Here is a 17,191-nt window from a genome sequence, read left to right as displayed (position 1 = left end):
CCCGGGCAGATAACGAGCCGGACGTGAACGCGCGCGCGGGCTACCTCGCCCAGGCCGAGCAGATCATGCTGAATGACGCCACCGTCGCGCCGATCTTCTTCTACGTGAACAAGAACCTGGTCTCGCCGAAGATCACCGGCTGGAAGGCCAACCTGGTGGACCACCACCGGTCGCGCTGGCTGTGCATGCCGCGGACGGCAGGCTGACCTCAGGGATTGGCTTGGCGTCGGCGGGGCCCACAAACGCGGCCCGGCGTCACATCGCATGAGGCGAATGAGGCGAAAACTCGCCATAAGCGCGGCCTTCAGCGTGCGATGGACCCGCAAATGAGGTCGCCTGTGCCCCAGAGCGCCGCTATAACTTGAAGTTGCGGGGAAAAAGTCGGCGAAAAACGCTCTCGAAAGGTCGAATCTTGCGCTGACGTTGCGGCTTGGCGTAATCTGTGACCAGAATGCGACAGTCCGGGCCCTTCACATTGCCTGTCGGTAATGGTCGTTGACCGGTACCGCGTAACCTTCGTAACTCCCACGTAACCGGGTCCGCATGCGGCCCTGGGACTGATCTATTTATGGGGAGCAGGCGTCGCTGGATCGAAAGACCGCGAGCCGCTGGAGGATCTAGACCTTGAAAATCAAATCCATGCGATCGCGCCTTCTGGCGTCTTCGATGATCTGCGGCGCGGCCTTCGCGGCGTTCAGCTCCACCTCGGCTTTCGCTCAGGACGCTGAAGTGACCGAAGTGGTCGTCACCGGCTCGCGCATCGTCCGTCAGGACTATGTCGCCACCAGTCCGATCGCCACCGTCACCGGCGAACAGGCCGTCGCGAACGCCGACATCACCCTGGACACCTATCTGAACACCCTGCCCCAGGTGAACCCGGCGGGCTCGACGACCTCGAACAACCCCGGCAACGCCGGCCAGTCGAACGTCGACCTTCGCGGCCTCGGCTCCAACCGCAACCTGGTTCTCGTGGACGGCCGCCGCCCGATGGTCTCGGCCAACACCCTGACCGTCGACCTCAACACCATCCCGCAAGCGATGGTCGAGACGATCGAAGTCATCACCGGCGGCGCGGGCGCCACCTACGGCGCCGACGCCGTGGCCGGTGTCGTGAACCTGAAGATCAAGCGCAACTTCGAAGGCGTTGATCTGCGCGCCAGCTACATGGACTCCACCGACTTCCAGGACTCCAAGGAATACAACTTCTCGGCCGTGGTCGGCGGCAACTTCGCCGACGGCAAGGGCAACGCCATCTTCGGCTTCGACCGTTCCTTCCGTGAGCCGATCACCAAGGGCCAGCGCGGTTTCTCCGCCCTCGCCACCTCGACCACCGGCACACCGCCGGCCGGCGCGATCCGCTTCAACGCCGGCAACGCCATCCCGCTTTCGGCGATCCAGGCGTTGTTCGCCACCTATGGCGTTGCGCCCACCGCGGTTGCCAGCGCCTCGGGCTCGCTCGGCTTCAACCTGGACGGCACGCTGTTCTACGGCGGTCTCGCCAACAACCCGACGCTGCAAGTCCAGAACTTCAAGTATCCGATCGACGTCAACGTCAACACCCGCTTCTTCCCGGACTTCTACAGCTACAACTTCGACGCCCCGAACCTGCTGACCCTTCCGCTGGACCGCTATTCGTTCCTCACGAAGTTCCGCTATGAGTTCGACAACGGCGTTGAAGTCTTCGCCCAGGCCGGCTGGACCGAATACACCGCCGCCCAGGCGCTCGCCCCCACCCCGATCCCGACCGTGCAGACGGGCGCTCCGGGCACGGCGAACTCCCAGCAGGTGTCCTCGCCCCTGGTCACCCCCGGCTTCCGGGCCGGCACCAACCTGGTGGTTTCGGCCAGCAACCCCTTCATCCCGGCCGACCTGCGCACCCTGCTCAACGCCCGGACCGGTGATGACCCGCTGCTGGTTGGCGCCGGCGCGACCGAGCCCTTCCTCTTCGCCTTCCGCCCTCTGGGCTTCGGCGTCCGGGCTTCGTCGTTCCAGAACACCGTCGTCCAGTACATGGGCGGCGTGAAGTTCCCCCTCGACGACAACTTCGAGGTCGAGGCCTATATCTCCCAGGGTCGCACCGAGATCGATCGCACCCAGTTCGGCAACATCGACACCCAGCGCCTGACCAATGTGCTGAACGACCCGGCGCAAAACCCCTCGGGCTCCAACAGCGCCTGCGCCACCCAGAACTTCTTCGGTGACCGCGGCCTGGCCGGCCCCTGCCGCGCCTACCTTGAATCCCCGGTCAGCCGTCGTGAGCAGATCGAACAGACCATCGGCCAGGCCTTCCTGACCGGCGATGTGTTCGAACTGCCGGCCGGCGTGGTGCCGATCGTGTTCGGTGTCGAGCACCGTTCATTCGACTACTCGATCCGCTTCCTGTCGAACCCGGGTCCGTTCTCCGGCTTCACCGTCGGTGACCCGGAAGCCGGCAGCAGCAGCTTCAACGACCTGTTCGCCGAAACCGTGATCCCGCTGGTGAAGGATATGCCCTTCGTCCAGAACCTGGAACTCGGCCTCGGCGCCCGCTACTCCTACGCCCAGTTCGAGAACAACCTGACGGGCCAGAAGACCCAGGGCCGCGGTTCGTCGACCTACAAGGTCGACTTGAACTGGAAGTCCACCGATTGGGCCCGCTTCCGCCTGTCCTATCAGCGCGCGGTTCGTGAGCCGAACTTCAACGAACTGTTCGCTGGTGGCGCCTCGGCGCCGCAGATCTTCGACCCTTGCTCGGCCTTCACCAATGCGTGGAAAGCCTCCGGCACCGGTCCGGGCACCCTGCGCGCGCTTTGCGTCGCCCAGGGCGTTCCCACCACCGGCGCCACGACGACCCCGCTGTCGCAGGCCAATATCCAGACTTCCGGCAACATCAACCTGAAGCCGGAAACGGCGGACACCTACACCGCTGGTGTCGTCCTGTCCTCGCCGTGGGAGGGCCAATGGCTCGACCGTCTGCGCGCCTCGATCGACTACTACAACATCGAGATCACTGATCCTATCCTGGGCATCGACACCAACACCGCCATCTCGTCCTGCTTCAACTATAACGGCGCGAACCCGACCTACAGCAACGCCTATAAGTTCTGCTCCGGCATCGCGCGTACGGGCGGAACCCTGACCAACGCCACCATCAACGACCCCACCACGGCCGACCTACGGTTCCCGGGCGTCAATGGCGGTATCATCAAGACCTCGGGCCTCGATTTCCAAGTCGACTACGGGTTCGATTGGAACTGGATGGGCCTGCCCGATTGGATGGGCGGCGTTCAAGCCAACCTGCTGCTGACCCACGTGCTCAACTACGAGCAGGCTGACCGTTCGGAGCTGCCCCCGGTGGACTTCACCGGGACCATCTCCTACTTCGGCGCCGGTCTCGGCACGAGCTTCCCGAACTGGAAGGGGACCTTCAACACCCGCTTCAACCTCGGCAAGGTCGGCATGATGGGCTATGAAACCGAGGCCCTCAGCTTCGGCGTCCGCGTCCGTTACATCGACGCCATGGAGAACCGTCAGCTCCGCCAGTATCCCGGCGAAACCTTCCTCGGCATTACGTCGGTCGGCACCAACGTTCCGGCGACCTACTATGTCGACCTGGACGCCTCCTGGGGCATCACCGACAACGTCGAGCTGAAGGTCGGCGTGAACAACGTGGCTGACCAGCAGCCGCGCCTCTACGCGCCGAACACGCAGTCGGGCACCGATCCGTCGACCTACGACGTCGTCGGCCGCCGCGCCTTCGCTCAGATCAAGATGCGCTTCTAAGTCGAAGCTCGTCTGACCAAGACAGGGGGCGGCGGAGCAATCCGCCGCCCTTTTTCTTTGCCCCGGAGCACGTCATCGATAGGGCAGGGGAGGGCCCGCCAGTGGTCGACTTATGGACACGCTGGCACGCGGCGACGGTGATCGCCTCCAGCATGGTGGCCGCCGGCTGCGCCGTTGTGAGCTCTCCGGCCGAACCGCCCATATTGGTGAACCTGGCCGACCCGGCGCCCGCCGACACCGCCCAGCTGGCGGCCGCCTCCGATATCGCGGATCGACTCACCGCCCCGGTGATGATCAACGCGCAGGGGCCCTACAACTTCGTGGTGGACACCGGCGCCAACCGCACGGTGGTCTCCACCGAGCTGGCCCAGGCCCTGGCGCTGCCCTCGGCCGGCCGCGCCCAGATCCACGGCATTGCGGGCGTTGAGCCCGCGCCCACCGCGCTCGTCGCCCGCCTGGACATCGGACGGGTGACCTCGCGGCGCCTGCGGGCGCCCACCCTGTCGCGCGAGCGGCTCGGCGCCGATGGCCTGATGGGGGTGGATGTCCTGAAGAACCGCCGCGTGACTATGGACTTCCGCCGCAACAGCCTCTCGATCAGCAAGGCCGACGACGACCGGATCGAGACCCTGCAGAACGTCTCCGACAGCCGGCTCCGGGGCGCGCAGGCCGGCGCGGCGGGAAACAACGTCGTCGTCGTCGAGGCGCGCTATCGTTTTGGTCAGCTGATCATCATCGACGCCGACATGGGCGGCGTTCCGGTGACCGCCTTCCTGGATTCAGGGTCTCAGAACACCGTCGGGAACCTGAAGCTGCACGAGCAGCTTGCGGGCGCCTCCGACGCCTTCAGGCCCCAAATCTCCGTGGTGGAGCTGATCAGCGCCACCGGTCAGAGGGCGCGCGGCGAGCTCTCTCCCGTACCACCCCTGCGGATGGGCGGGCTCAGCGTGGGCAATCTGACAGCGGTGTTCGCCGACCTGCACATCTTCAAGCTGTGGGAACTGAACGACCGGCCGGCCATCTTGGTGGGCATCGACGTGATGCGTCACTTCGAGGCCATCGAGCTCGACTTCGGCCACCGTCAGGTGCGCTTCCATACGCCGCCGCGCTCGGCGCGCCGCCCGAACTGACTGGGGTTCAGTTCAGAACGGCTGCGGCGCCAGAACCGCGGCCTTGCCGCCGCTGCGCAGGCGTTCGTCCACCAGCCCGTCCAGGGTGCTCTGGGCGCGCGGGTCCCCCAGGATCCAGGCGGCCGCCGCCAGGGTCTGCAGCGAGGTCGCCGACACGCCCAGCGCGTGCTCCAGGGCCTCGAAGGGGGAGGTCTGCCGCGCCATCCGCTTCAGCCGCACCTCACCCTTGAGGTCGGCCAGGGCCTTGGCCTTATCCACGGCTTGGTAGAAGCCGCCGATCTCGTCCACCAGGCCTAGCTGCCGCGCCTGGGCTCCGGTCCAGACCCTGCCCTTGGCGATCTCACGCACGCGGGCTTCCGGCAGACGCCGGCCCTGCGACACGCGCGTGATGAAGTTGGCGTAGATCTGGTCCATCCAGCCCGCGAAGGCGGCCTGGTCGCTGGCGGAGAACTCCTGGCCTACCCCGAAGGCGCCGGCATAGGGGCTGCCCACCGTAGTTTCGCGCACGTCGACGCCATACTTGGCCAAGGCCGGACCCAGGGCGAACTTGCCGCCATAGACGCCGATGGAGCCGGTGAGGGTCGTGGGCTGGGCCACGATGGCCGAGGCCTCGGAGGAGATCCAGTAGCCGCCAGAGGCCGCGTAGGTCCCCATCGAGACCACCACCGGCTTCTTGGCCGCCTTGGCCGCGCGCACCGCCGCCAGGATCTGCTCAGACGCCGTGTCCGAGCCGCCCGGCGAGGAGACGCGCAGGACGATGGCCTTGACGTTTTTGTCGTCCACGGCGTCGTAGATCGCCTTGGAGAGATCGTCGGAGAAGATGGTCGAGCCGCCGGAGAACGGGTTGCGGGCGCCGTCCTGGCCGGTGACGATCGCGCCCTCGCCCTCGATCACCGCGATGGCGGGTCCCGAGCCGGTGCTGCGGTCGTGGGTGGCCCGCATGTAGTCGTCGAAATCCACCAGCTTGGCGCCCTCGCCGGCCTTGGCCAGGATCGCGGTCTGCGCCTCCTTGACCTGGCCGACCTTGTCGATCAGCCCCAGCCGGGCGGCGTCCTCGGCGAGATACGGCCCGGCCTCGATGGAGGCCTGCAGGGCGGCGGGGTTCTTCTTGCGGTCCAGGGCCGCCGTGGTCAGGCCGGTGCGGTAGACCGAGCTCATCCAGGACAGGGTCCCTTCCTTGTGGGCGGCCGTATAGTCGTCGTGCAGGAACGGGTTGACCGCGTTCTTGTACTCATAGCGCTGCTCATAGTCGGCCTTGACGCCGTACTTGTCGAACAGCCGCTTGAAGAAGACCTCCTCGCTGGCCAGGCCGGTGACCTGGAACGACGAGCCCGGCTGCATCCACAGGTTCCCGGTCGAGGCGCCCAGCATGTAGGTGGCGGTGATCACGCCTGAGGGATAGAGCCCCTGGCTGTGGGCCAGGATCGGCTTGCCGGCCGCCTGGAAGTGCTTGAAGGCCAGGCGCAGTTCGTCGGCCTGGGCCGGTTCCATGCCGCCCTCGGGCAGGCGCACCAGCACCGCCTTGATCTTGCCGTCGGACTCGGCGTGGCGGAGGGTCTCGATCACCGACATCACCGACATCGACCTGCGGCCGAAGGCGGCCAGGGGATTGGAGGGGTCCTGGTCGGACAGCGACTGGCGCAGGTCCAGGCTCAGAACCGCGCGCGCCGGCGTCGCGTCGGGCCGCGCGGCGCTGGCTGCCATGGCGATGAGCAGGAAAGGCACGCCCACGAGGAAAAGCACCAGGCCCGCGAAAACGCCGGCCGCGGTGATCAGGAACTGCTTCATGGGAATCCCGCGCGAGAAAGTCGCTTAGGCTTATATGGCCACGGGTTTCGTTCAAATGAAGTCCCCGCAATCGGGGCGGGAGAAATTACTTAGGCAGCGAGCGCCAGGCTCTTGGGCAGGACGTTGTCCAGAGAGAGCAGGCTGACGATGCCCTCATCGGTGGACATCACCGCGTCGACGAACTCCCGCACCTGGTCGGCGCCGACATCCGGCGGCTCGTGCAGCATGTTCTCGGTGACCGTTAGGATGTCGCAGACTGCGTCCACCAGCAGGCCGACCTCGCGGTCATGGATCTGGGTGACCACCACGACGGAGGACTGGTTCGGGGTCGCCATCCCTAGGCCCAAGCGGGAGGCCAGGTCCACGACCGGCAGGATGGAGCCGCGCAGATTGATCATGCCCAGCACATGGGAGGGGGCGTGGGGCAGGGGGGTCGAGGCGGTCCAGCCGCGGATTTCGCGCACCGACATGATGTCGATGGCGAACTGCTGCCCGCCGGCCATGATGGAGATCAGCTCGGCGCCGACGTGCGGCAAACCCCCGGTCGCTTGCATCAGAACTTCCCCGCTGGATGGCCTTGCGGCGCCGTCGCGCACGACGCCAGCCCCAGGTCTGAACCGCTACGGTTAATGTTTCGGAAATCGCGCCCACGGACGTGCCACTCGGAGGGCGCGGCGCGTTGTCGCGCCGGCGGCGCCTACCGTCAGCAGTCCGAGTCGCGAGGAACCGGCGCCGGCCCTTGTCAGCTCGCCTGGTGGCGGGGAGGCATCGCCCAGGGGTTGAAGGGGGCGGCCTCCGGATCCCGCGCCGTGAGGATGGCAACCTCGCCGCCATCCAGGCGAACCGCGCTTAGAACCCCCGTCGCGTAGGCGCCCGTATCCAGCCCGACCCGATGACCCAGAACCTCGGCCGTGTCGCTGCGCCAACTGTGCCCATGCACGATGATCTTTTCGAACGGCCCAGGCGCATCGGTGAACGCCTCCCGAATGCCCAGCAGGTCGCGGGCCTCCTGAGCGGCGAGGGGCTTGCCCGGCCGAATTCCCGCGTGGACGAACGCGTAGTCGCCGACCACCACCATCAGTTCAAGGCTGTCGAGGAGCCTGAGGTGCGAAGCGGGCAAACGCGCTAGGAGGTCGTCGCGGGCGCGGATCAGGTCCACGATCCCCGCATCCGGACGCGGCGCCTCAACTCCGTAGGCCGCCAGGGTCGCCAGACCTCCGAACTCAAGCCAGCCGCGGCCGGCGTCGGGGTCTTCCAGGAACGTCAGCAACGCCTGCTCGTGATTGCCCATCAGCAGCCTCACGTTCAGATGGGCATGACGCTGCAGCCAGATCAGGGCTTCCAGGACGGCTGCGGACTGCGGGCCCCGGTCTATGTAGTCCCCGCAGAAGATCAGCATCGGCCGGCGCCCCTTCGCGCGTGTCGAATAGTCTTCTGCGAAGGTGTGAAGCAGGGCTTTCAGCAGATCGTAGCGTCCGTGAATGTCGCCAATGGCGAAGACGAGTTCCCCCGCTGTGCCTCGCCCTGAGCGCCGGTCGGCGGTGGAGGTGGGTCGGACCTTATCGATGCCGAAACGGGCCATACGCCACCGCCTAGTATTGAGGGAGATATTCGGCGCGATCTGTCTCGACGACCGCAGCGTACTGGTCGAGTTCCGCCGCCAGCGCCCAATATCCCGCCGCCACCTCTAGGGGCGGGGTTTCGGTGCTGTGCAGGAGATCGAACCATCGGTCATTGTAGTTCGCCAGCACAGCGCTTGGGACGCCGGCGCGGCGCGCTTGGGCGTAGGCGCGCCGCAGACCGCGATGGGCGTTCAGCACCGCCTCATGACCGCATTGCGCCTTCTCATAGCCAGACCCCCCAGCGCAGTCGCCCGCAGGGGCGCCGCGTCCCACGGGATCGCGGGCGCGGCTGGCAAGGGCGGGGCGCAAGGCGACCGGGGCGGGCGGCTGCGGCTCTGCACGAGGGCTCGGCGCTGACGCTACAGGCGAGGCCTCGACAGGCGCGACTGTGGACTCCTCGATATCGGGAGCCTGTCCAGAGACCAGGTCCGCAGTTGTGGGCGCCGGCGCGCTCGCCACGATCCTTGGCGCCGCGGGCGTCCCTGCATCCAGCACCACCCCCTGGGTTGGCGAACTTTGGGGCGGTCCATAAAGCATGAAGGCGAACAGGGCGCCGGCGGTCATGGCCACGACAAGGGCCCCGAGGATTGTCCGAACTCCGGTCCCCGATCGCGTGGTGTCAGGCGGGGTTTCCGGTGCTTGCGGGGCCGACGGGTCTCCGGGCCGGAGCAGGACCTGCGTGCCGAAGATGGACGCCATGTCGCGGGCGACGTGACCGAGGGCCCGCGGATGATGGTGAGTGGCTGCCGTGTGGCCCGATGGGTTGGTCGACGCACCGTGTCCCGGCCGTCCAACCGTTTCGTATGACATTGGGCTCGGGCTCTCCAGGGCCTGCGACCCGTCTGGCCGCCAGCATGTGGAGATAACGGGAAAGGGGGAGGATTGATCCCGGCGACGGTGTCAGGGAAGAAAGCGCGGTCAGCTCAGCCCTGATTCAGGCGCCGGTTCCGTCGGTAAGTTCCCGCGGGCCTCCGCGCGAGGCCGCGGCCTAGCGGGAGGTCAGCCGGAAAATCAGATGATGAAAGTGACCACCGCCCAGGCGAGCGAGGCGACCAGCATCCAGGCGAGCGAGGCGGCCACGAGGATGAAGAGCTTGCGCGGCGCCAGCGGCCCGGCGTCGGGCTTCATGGTCGTCCGCTCAACGGAAGGATAGGGCGCAACGAGCGGCGCCTGAGCGTGGGGCGGCGCGGTGTCTGCGGAAACCGCATCCATCGTCCGCTGCAGCGATTTCTCGGCTGCCGGTCTCATAGATCCTCCACAGCTTGCGACATGCGGTCGAGCCAGCATGCCATTTCCAGGCTTGTCCCGAGAATCTACCACACCTCAAAGCGATCAGGCTTGCAAAATTCCCCTCTGCAACCGCGCGATTGGAGTCAGGGCTGAGGCGCGAGGGAAACGCGGGGCGTCTTGCGACTGAGCCACTCGGAAAGCGGCCTTTCGACCAACACATAGACCGCTAGGCCGCTGGCGACGCCCACCACCAGGGATGCTCCGAAAATCACCGGCGGAGGCAGGTCAGCGAGCGGGCGCAGCAGTCGCACGACAGCCGAGATCGCCAGGCCGTGAACGAGGTAGATCGAGTAAGAAGCGTCCCCCAGACGCTGCATCGCGGGCCAAGCCGGAACGCCGCGGTGACGCTCTATGGCGACGCAGCCGGTCACGAGCATGGCGGCGGGCGCTCCCCACAACAGCAATCGGGCCGGCGCCACATCCACGCCGGAGGCCGCTGTCCAGGCCAAGGCCCCGAGCCCGCCGACGATCAGCAGCCCCGCCAAGGCAGGCCCTGGGAGGCGGTCCTTCGACCAGGCCCAGCCCAGCCAGACGCCGGCCGCGAACTCCAGGAGGATGGGATCGGTGAAGGTCGCCCACACCGCGTTGTCAGCGTCACCGAGCGGGCGCGCGAGCACCAGCGCCAAGAGGCAGGCGCTCACCAGCCACGCCCGCAACCGCAGCGGCGCGAACAGCAGGGCGGCGAATATGAGGTAGAAGAAGAACTCGTAGCTTAGGGTCCAGCCTGGCACGATGAGCGGGGCGATGAGCCCGTCGGGCGCGACGTGCGGGATGAACAACAACGACTGACCGACGTGCGCGAGGGTGGGACGCATCGCTGGAAAGGCCATGGGCGCCGCGATGGCCAGCGCCGCCGTGGCCAGTGTGACGAGCCAGTAAAGGGGCACGATGCGCTCGATGCGGCGCAGCAGGAACACGCCCGGGTGGGGCGGCCGGCCGCATGTCACGACCCACATGATGAACCCTGAGATCACGAAGAAGACGTCGACGCCCGCTGCGCCCACCCCGAATGAACTCCCCGCACGCTCGGCGCCGTGGAAGACTACGACCGCAAGTGCCGCGAGGCCGCGCAGGTATTGGATGGAGCGGACCAGGTTGGGCGCTGACGGCCGGATCGCCGCTTCGGCCGGTGGAGCTGAGGTCATCTGCAGTCCGTTTCCGCGCCTGCTTGTCGCGCCTGGGGCCAAACGGCCCGTCGCGCGTTTGGTTCGCATCGCGCCAGCATGACCGTGGAACGCCCCTTGAAGCTCGCCTATTTCGTTCACGATCTCAACGACCCGGCCGTGGCGCGCCGGGTGCGCATGCTGCGTGCCGGTGGTGGCGAGCCCGTGGTTCTTGGGTTCCATCGAGGTGACGCGCCGCCCGACACGATCGCCGGGGCCCGGGCCATCGACCTGGGCCGAACCTATGACGGACGCCTCGGCCATCGCGCGCACGCAACGCTGCGCGCCGCGTTAGGCGTTGGGCGACTGCGCGACATCCTCGCTGGAGCCGAGGTGATTCTCGCGCGCAGCCTCGAGATGCTGCTGGTGGCGGTCGCGGCCCGGCGGCTATGCGATACTAGCGCAGGGGTCGTCTATGAGTGTCTCGACATCCACCGCGTGATGCTGGGGCGCAATCTGGTGTCCCGCGCCATGCGCGCCCTGGAGCGCGCCTTGCTGCGGCGCTGCAGCCTGCTTGTTGTGAGTTCTCCCGCGTTCACGCGCGAGTATTTCGAAGGACTGCAGGGCCTCGGCCCAGACGAAAGGCCGCCTGTCCTGCTGCTGGAGAACAAGGTCCTCGAGCTCGACGGGCCAGCGCCGTCGCCGGCGCAGGGGCGATCGGCGGCTCGGCCCTGGCGGATCGCCTGGCTTGGCGCCATCCGGTGCCACCGCAGTCTCGACATTCTCGCCGACCTGGCCCATCGACGGCCAGACCTCGTGGAGGTCCGCATCCATGGCCGGCCCGCCTACTCGGAATTCGCTGATTTCGCCGCACAGACGTCCCAGACGCCGAACCTGATGTTCGGGGGCGCCTATGTGGCCGATGACTTGCCGCGGCTGTACGGCGAAGCCGATTTTTGCTGGGCGATAGACTACATGGAAGAGGGGCAGAACTCCGCCTGGTTGTTGCCGAACCGCGTCTATGAGAGCTCGCGTTTCGGCGCCACACCCATCGCGCTCGAGGGCGTGGAAACCGGGCGCTTCCTGAAGGCCCGTGGGTTCGGCGTCCGCCTGGCGGACGGCCTCGACATCGAGGGGTTCCTGGATCAGCTGACTCCCGAGGCGTACGCCGCTCTTCGGGCCAGGCTGGAGGCCGCGCCAAGCCACGATTTCTACGCTGATCGTTCAGACTGCCTCGCGCTGGTGGAAAACCTGTCGGCCGCGCAGCGCCTCCCGGCGGACGGGTGAAAGCGAGGCCTTCGACGGGCTGAAATCCCGCCAGCAAGCGGAACCTTAGGGCGATCCAGGGCTTCCCCTGTCGGGACGTGCCAGCCCTTCTCGGGCCACGGCGACGGTGAGTGTTTTTCGAATGCAGAACGCCAATCCAGACGTTACCGCGCGCCCTGACCGCAGAGCGGATATCCTGACCAAACGTCCGTCAAGCCAACGGGGGCGGGCCTCCGAGGGCCGTCGGTTGGATAGTGGCTCGTGGCCAGGCTCGATCACGACCATGGCGGATCGGGCGCTGATCGTTATCCCTTGTCTGAACGAGGCCGCGATCATCGCAGACGTCATCGCGCGGATTCTCGAGGACGATGGGTTGCAGGACCCGCTTGTGGTGGTGGCCGATGGCGGATCTACAGATGGCTGCCTGGATATTGTTAGACGCCTCGCGGCACAGGATGACCGCATCCGCCTTCTGCCAAATCCAAAGCGCCTGCAAGGTGCTGGTGTCAACCTGGCGGCCTTGGGCGCCGAGCCCGGGACAGCCTGGCTGGTCCGAGTTGACGCCCATGCAGAGTATCCTCCGAACTATGTATCGACGCTGATCGCCGAGGCGCGCCGCACGGACGCGACCTCGGTGGTTGTGGGCATGGACACTCAAGGGACCGGCTTCTTCCAGCGAGCTGTCGCGGCCGCGCAGAATTCGCGCCTGGGCGCCGGCGGGTCGGCCCACCGAAACGGGGGCGCCGCAGCCTGGGTCGATCACGGCCACCATGCCTTGTTCAGCCTGGCCGCGTTCCACGCTGCGGAGGGCTACGACGAAAGCTTTAGTCACAACGAGGATGCGGAACTGGACTTCCGCCTCGTCCGCGAGGGCGGGCGCATCTGGCTGACCGACAAGGCGCAGATCGTCTATCATCCCCGCAGCAGCCCGCTGGCCCTCTGGCGCCAATACCTCAACTATGGGAAAGGGCGCGCGCGCACCGTCCTGAAGCATCGCACCCGACTCAAACTCCGTCAGGCGCTGCCACTCGCCGTCGCGCCGGCGATCATCCTGGCCGTCGCCGCGCCCTGGGCCTGGCCCGCGGCCCTGCCCGCAATCGGCTGGGCAGGCCTATCCCTGACCTATGGATTGGTGCTTGGCCTTCGCCGCCGCGACGCCGCGTCGGCCCTGTCCGGACTGCCCGCCATGATCATGCACTTGGCCTGGTCGGCCGGGTTCTGGGTCGCGGTGCTGCGCGCGCGCCTGACCGCTGCGCGTCCGGGCGTCTAGGCGTCTTCATGGCAGACGAGCGGCCGCTGGTCTCGATCATCACCGCAAACCACAACGGCGCCGAGTTCCTCGCCGCCGCGGCGCGTTCGGTGCTCAGCCAGTCGCTCACCGCATTCGAGTGGATCATTGCCGACGACGCCTCCACGGACGACAGCCTTGCGGTGATCGCCGCGGCGTGCGCCGGCGACCCTCGCGTTCGGGTCATGCCGGCGACAGTCAACGGCGGCCCCGCGGTCGCGCGCAATCGAGCCCTGGCCGCGGCCCGTGGCGCCTGGCTCGCCGTCTTCGACAGCGACGACCTGATGGAGCCCGATCGCTTGGAGCGGCTGCTCGCCGAGGCGCGGTCCAGCGGCGCCGACATCGTGGTCGACAACGTGCGCGTGTTCAGTGCGACTGACCCGACCGGCCAACCTCTCCTGACAGGTCAGGCCTATGCGAGCCCGCGCTGGGTCTCCCTGGCCGACTACATCGCCAGCAGCCGAATGTATGCGCCCCGACCCGGCCTCGGCTACCTCAAGCCGATGTTCAACTCCGAGAAGCTCGGGCCGCTGCGCTATCGCGAGAACCTGAAGATCGGCGAGGACTATGACCTGGTGCTCAACTTGATGGCCCGCGGCGCGCGGCTACGGCTTACGCCGCCCGCGCTCTATGGGTACCGCAAGCACGGCGCCTCGATTTCCGCGGTGATGCGGGCCGATCATCTCGTGCAGATGATGGCCGCAGACGCGGAGTTTGAAGCGGGCCTTGAGGCCCACCCACCTCAGGTTCGACGCGCCCAGCAGCGGCGGCGGCGCTCTCTGGAAACCGCGCTGGCCTACGACACGATCATCTGCGCCCTCAAGCGTCGGGATCTGCGCGCAGGGTTTGTCCTTAGTCTTCGTCAGCCCCGGGCATGGCCTCTGCTGACCCTGCCCGTAAGGGTCCGCTTCCAGCGGCTCTGGGCACGCCTCTCGACCGCCTGCCGCGCCCTGGGGATGAAACCCCTGTCGCGTTAGGCCACGCCCTCGAGGCGCCCTGCGACGTCAGGCTCTGGCGGGCTGTCGGACTGAGCGCTTGCGAAGGCCTTGGCGTCCTGAAGAAGCTGGCCGCGGAAGACGAATATGACCGCACAATAGCTTGTCGCAGCGGTGGCGACCGTCGCCCCGAACACCACCAGCGGGAGCTCCTGACCAAGCAGCATGCGCGTGGCCAAAGCGACTGCGGCCATCACCCCGGTCGCCGTCGCCGCGGGCGCCAGGGCCGCCAGAAGTGCTGGGGCGGGGAGGGTCAGATCGCGGGCGAGGCGAACAACATAGAGCGCCCACACAGCCGCGATCCCGGCCGCCAGGGCCGCCGCCACGGCTGGCAGGCCGAACCTGACACTGACCGCGACCACAAGCACGCAGACGACGGCCAGGATGATCGACATGCTCAGCTGCAGGCTTGAACGCCCCAGTCCCATCGCCGTTGTGCTGAGGATGGAGAACATGCAGAAGAAGAAGCCCGCTATCGCCAGGTATTGCAGCGCCCCGACCGAGCCTAGCCACTTCGGGCCGAGCACCAGGGCGACCGCCAGGTCCGCCACCAGGGCGAGCCCGCAGAACAGGGGCGCAAGAGCGACTGCGCCCAGCCTCAGGCCGGCGATGGCCAGGCTCCGCGCCGCATGGCCGCTGGGGTCGGCAGCCGCGCGGGCCACTGCGGTGAAAATGTACAGATACAGCGGCCCCGAGATCAGCATGTCCGGCGTCCGGACGATCTGGTAGGCCATGGCGTAGTAGCCCAAGGCGGAGACGCCGAGCACACCCCCGACGATCAGGCTGTCGAGATTCCGCGCCACGAAGTCGGCCAGGATCGCCCCGATTGTGCTGCCGCCGAACGCCAGGAGCTCGCGGGCCTCCTCGAACCGGCAATGAAAGCCGATCTCCGCCCGGCCGTTCAGGGTCACCCAGACGAGTTTGGCGCTCCACAGCACAAGCTGTTGGGCGACCAGGCTCCAGGCGCCCCAGCCGTTCATTGCGGCGGTCAAGGCGGTCGCCGCCCCCAGGACCGTGGAGATTACGTCCCCGACCGCAAACACCGCAAAGCGACCCTCACGGATGATCCGCCCGTTGGAGACCGCCGTGAGCCCGTTCATGAAGAGGATCGGGCTGAGCGCCATGATCAGCGCCGGCAGGCGCGGCTGCTGCAGGATCGCGCCCATGGGCAGGGCGGCCAGGCAGCAGGCGACGGCGAGCGTGGCCCCGAAACCCGCGGTGAGCCAGAAGACCGTCGACTCCAGCTCCCGGCTGGCCTGGGCGCGCCGGCCGAGCGCGTAGCCCATGCCGCCATCCGACAGCACGTTGGCCAGCAGAATGAACGGCATCGCCAGGGCCACCAGCCCATATTCGGCGGGTCCCACCAGACGCGCGAGGATTGGCAGCAGGGCGAGTTGCAACATCAGTCGCAAGCTGCTGGCCGCGGTCAGGGCGAGTGCGCCGAAGGAGGTGCGGTGAAGGCGGGGCCCGCGCGCCGCCGGGGGCGCGGGTTCGGTCCCGACCGGCGGGCTCATGGCGTGGGTTGAGACGGCCGCCAGATCGAGCGGCCAGCGGCGCTGTCGGCATCGCGCCGACCAGGGCCCTTGCGGTCCACCTCCCAGGCGCGAAGTTGCAGCACCGGGCGTCTCACGACCGGGCGCTGTCGGGCCACCGTGACCTGTCGAACCCGGCCGAACGCCGCGCCAAGCGCGCCGAACGTCAGGACGGTCGAGAAGTAGAAGGGCGCGATCCCGATCGTCTCGATCGGCGTACGCGCCATCTGGTAGAGGAGGATGCTGATCCAGAACACCAGCGACAGGTCGGGGCGCTCCACGAAGCGGCGCAGCATGGCCCCCATCGCGATCAGCACCACCACGGCGATCACCACGACCCCTAGCCATCCCAGCGTGACCAGGATGTCGATGAGGGTGTTGTGGAAGGTGAAGCCTCCGCGGCTCTCGATCCCGAAATAGCGCCAGAGGCCCTCGGCGTCGGTGTTTCCCTGGCGCCAGAAGGCATAGTAGCCGCGACCCAGCAGGGGCTTCTCACGGATCAGGTCGGCGGCCCGGTACCACAGGTAGGTTCTCCCTGTGAGCGTTGGGTCCTTGTCGAAGAGATCGGCTCCCAGGTTGATCATTCCGGTCACAAGCGTTCGGTAACCGAGGCCGCCAGCGAGCAGGCAAAGCGCTACCGCCCCGGTGAGCCAGCCACGCAGGAGCGGCCCGACCTTTGTAAGCGGCGTCAGGGCGCACATGGCCGCAACCCCCATGCCGAGGCCGAGAAGCGCGCCGGCCGAACGCGCCGCGACCACCGCATAGAGGTCGAGGGCCATGGCGAGACCACCGATAGTGACCCAAATCCAGCTGCGACTTCGGATCGCCATCATCACCGCCGCCATAGATATCAGCAGGCCGGTGGAGGCGATGTCCCCAAGCAGGTTCTTGCTTTCGGTCAGGCCGGCCAACGCCTCGCCCCCGGCGCCGACGCCGATGCCCACCTTGCCACCCGCCACGACCGCCACCGCGACGTAGGTCAAGAAGGCCAGAGTCATCCCGCGGACTACCGTCTCCTGGCGCGGGGCCGACGACAGCAATAGGCCCGCGAGCGCGGTCAGCCCGAGTTGAGCGGCGAAGCGGAAGGTCTCCCGCGGCGCTTCCGACCAGAGCACCGACAACATGGCGAACGCCGGGACGATCAATAGAAAGGCGCGCGGCAGCAGCGCGCGAACCAGCCCCCTGCGACGGACGAAGAGGTAGATTGGCGTCAGGGCGGCGACAAAAGCCGCGCCCAGGGTCGCCAGCTGCACGATGAAGAGCAGTGGCAGGAAGATGGCCAGAGCGAACAAGCCGTTGGCGTCAAGCGTGAGCCGACCGACGCGGGGGCCGGATGGGCGCTCGGGCGCGTCCTGGTCGATCACGGCCTGCGACGCCCCGCGGCGGCGGCGCCATTCAGGATCTGCCGCCGGCCC

The 17,191-nt window shown here is 67.4% G+C and carries 13 protein-coding genes; 6 read left to right on the top strand and 7 right to left on the bottom strand.

Annotated elements, in window-relative coordinates:
* From RMO97_RS14470 to RMO97_RS14460, 3 genes are all read left to right on the top strand, one after another.
* A partial coding sequence (locus RMO97_RS14470) for a hypothetical protein (protein WP_310541751.1) occupies positions 1–206 on the top strand: 206 nt, incomplete at its 5' end.
* Positions 207–639: 433 nt separating this feature from the next.
* The gene (locus tag RMO97_RS14465; protein ID WP_310541750.1) at positions 640–3,762 is read left to right on the top strand and encodes a TonB-dependent receptor domain-containing protein; all 3,123 of its coding nucleotides are present in this window, start codon (positions 640–642) and stop codon (positions 3,760–3,762) included.
* A 101-nt stretch (positions 3,763–3,863) separates the two neighbouring features.
* Positions 3,864–4,892 carry an aspartyl protease family protein gene (locus RMO97_RS14460; RefSeq protein WP_310541749.1) on the top strand — a complete coding sequence of 343 codons (1,029 nt, stop codon included), beginning with the start codon at positions 3,864–3,866 and terminating at the stop codon, positions 4,890–4,892.
* A 12-nt stretch (positions 4,893–4,904) separates the two neighbouring features.
* On the opposite strand, the gene sppA is transcribed toward RMO97_RS14460, so the two are convergent.
* The 5 genes from sppA to RMO97_RS14435 form a co-directional block, all read right to left on the bottom strand.
* The gene (gene sppA, locus RMO97_RS14455) at positions 4,905–6,680 is read right to left on the bottom strand and encodes a signal peptide peptidase SppA (RefSeq protein WP_310541748.1); all 1,776 of its coding nucleotides are present in this window, start codon (positions 6,678–6,680) and stop codon (positions 4,905–4,907) included.
* An 89-nt stretch (positions 6,681–6,769) separates the two neighbouring features.
* Positions 6,770–7,234, bottom strand: coding sequence for a chemotaxis protein CheW (locus RMO97_RS14450; protein ID WP_215341652.1), 465 nt, complete (start codon positions 7,232–7,234; stop codon positions 6,770–6,772).
* A gap of 188 nt (positions 7,235–7,422) precedes the next feature.
* Positions 7,423–8,262: a metallophosphoesterase family protein gene (locus RMO97_RS14445; protein WP_310541747.1), complete on the bottom strand. Its 840-nt coding sequence runs from the start codon at positions 8,260–8,262 to the stop codon at positions 7,423–7,425.
* Between the two features lie 10 nt (positions 8,263–8,272).
* Positions 8,273–8,500: a hypothetical protein gene (locus RMO97_RS14440; protein ID WP_310541746.1), complete on the bottom strand. Its 228-nt coding sequence runs from the start codon at positions 8,498–8,500 to the stop codon at positions 8,273–8,275.
* A 1,175-nt stretch (positions 8,501–9,675) separates the two neighbouring features.
* Positions 9,676–10,737, bottom strand: coding sequence for an acyltransferase (locus tag RMO97_RS14435; RefSeq protein WP_310541745.1), 1,062 nt, complete (start codon positions 10,735–10,737; stop codon positions 9,676–9,678).
* Between the two features lie 96 nt (positions 10,738–10,833).
* On the opposite strand from RMO97_RS14435, the gene RMO97_RS14430 reads away from it, so the two are divergent.
* The 3 genes from RMO97_RS14430 to RMO97_RS14420 all read left to right on the top strand — a co-directional run bounded on the left by RMO97_RS14430 (position 10,834) and on the right by RMO97_RS14420 (position 14,226).
* The gene (locus tag RMO97_RS14430; protein ID WP_310541744.1) at positions 10,834–11,982 is read left to right on the top strand and encodes a glycosyl transferase family 1; all 1,149 of its coding nucleotides are present in this window, start codon (positions 10,834–10,836) and stop codon (positions 11,980–11,982) included.
* A 262-nt stretch (positions 11,983–12,244) separates the two neighbouring features.
* The gene (locus RMO97_RS14425; RefSeq protein WP_310541743.1) at positions 12,245–13,231 is read left to right on the top strand and encodes a glycosyltransferase family 2 protein; all 987 of its coding nucleotides are present in this window, start codon (positions 12,245–12,247) and stop codon (positions 13,229–13,231) included.
* A gap of 8 nt (positions 13,232–13,239) precedes the next feature.
* Positions 13,240–14,226: a glycosyltransferase family 2 protein gene (locus RMO97_RS14420; protein ID WP_310541742.1), complete on the top strand. Its 987-nt coding sequence runs from the start codon at positions 13,240–13,242 to the stop codon at positions 14,224–14,226.
* On the opposite strand, the gene RMO97_RS14415 is transcribed toward RMO97_RS14420, so the two are convergent.
* A complete protein-coding gene (locus RMO97_RS14415; RefSeq protein WP_310541741.1) occupies positions 14,223–15,758 on the bottom strand; it encodes an oligosaccharide flippase family protein in 1,536 nt (511 codons plus the stop codon). The genes RMO97_RS14420 and RMO97_RS14415 overlap by 4 nt on opposite strands.
* Positions 15,755–17,140, bottom strand: coding sequence for an O-antigen ligase (locus RMO97_RS14410; protein WP_310541740.1), 1,386 nt, complete (start codon positions 17,138–17,140; stop codon positions 15,755–15,757). Before RMO97_RS14410 ends, RMO97_RS14415 begins: the two co-directional genes overlap by 4 nt.
* Between the last annotated feature and the right edge of the window lie 51 nt (positions 17,141–17,191).

It is taken from the genome of Phenylobacterium sp., from assembly GCF_031425575.1.
GTDB lineage: Bacteria > Pseudomonadota > Alphaproteobacteria > Caulobacterales > Caulobacteraceae > Phenylobacterium.
Note: the sequence above shows the minus strand (reverse complement) of the source record. Positions and strands in the feature narration are given on the sequence as shown.

Bases quoted from the DNA above. Each gene is read 5' to 3' on its own strand.
- RMO97_RS14445 (WP_310541747.1), bottom strand. From the start codon at position 8,262: ATGGCCCGTTTCGGCATCGATAAGGTCCGACCCACCTCCACCGCCGAC.
- RMO97_RS14420 (WP_310541742.1), top strand. From the start codon at position 13,240: ATGGCAGACGAGCGGCCGCTGGTCTCGATCATCACCGCAAACCACAAC.
- RMO97_RS14425 (WP_310541743.1), top strand. From the start codon at position 12,245: ATGGCGGATCGGGCGCTGATCGTTATCCCTTGTCTGAACGAGGCCGCG.
- RMO97_RS14450 (WP_215341652.1), bottom strand. From the start codon at position 7,234: ATGCAAGCGACCGGGGGTTTGCCGCACGTCGGCGCCGAGCTGATCTCC.
- RMO97_RS14435 (WP_310541745.1), bottom strand. From the start codon at position 10,737: ATGACCTCAGCTCCACCGGCCGAAGCGGCGATCCGGCCGTCAGCGCCC.
- RMO97_RS14465 (WP_310541750.1), top strand. From the start codon at position 640: ATGCGATCGCGCCTTCTGGCGTCTTCGATGATCTGCGGCGCGGCCTTC.
- sppA (WP_310541748.1), bottom strand. From the start codon at position 6,680: ATGAAGCAGTTCCTGATCACCGCGGCCGGCGTTTTCGCGGGCCTGGTG.
- RMO97_RS14415 (WP_310541741.1), bottom strand. From the start codon at position 15,758: ATGAGCCCGCCGGTCGGGACCGAACCCGCGCCCCCGGCGGCGCGCGGG.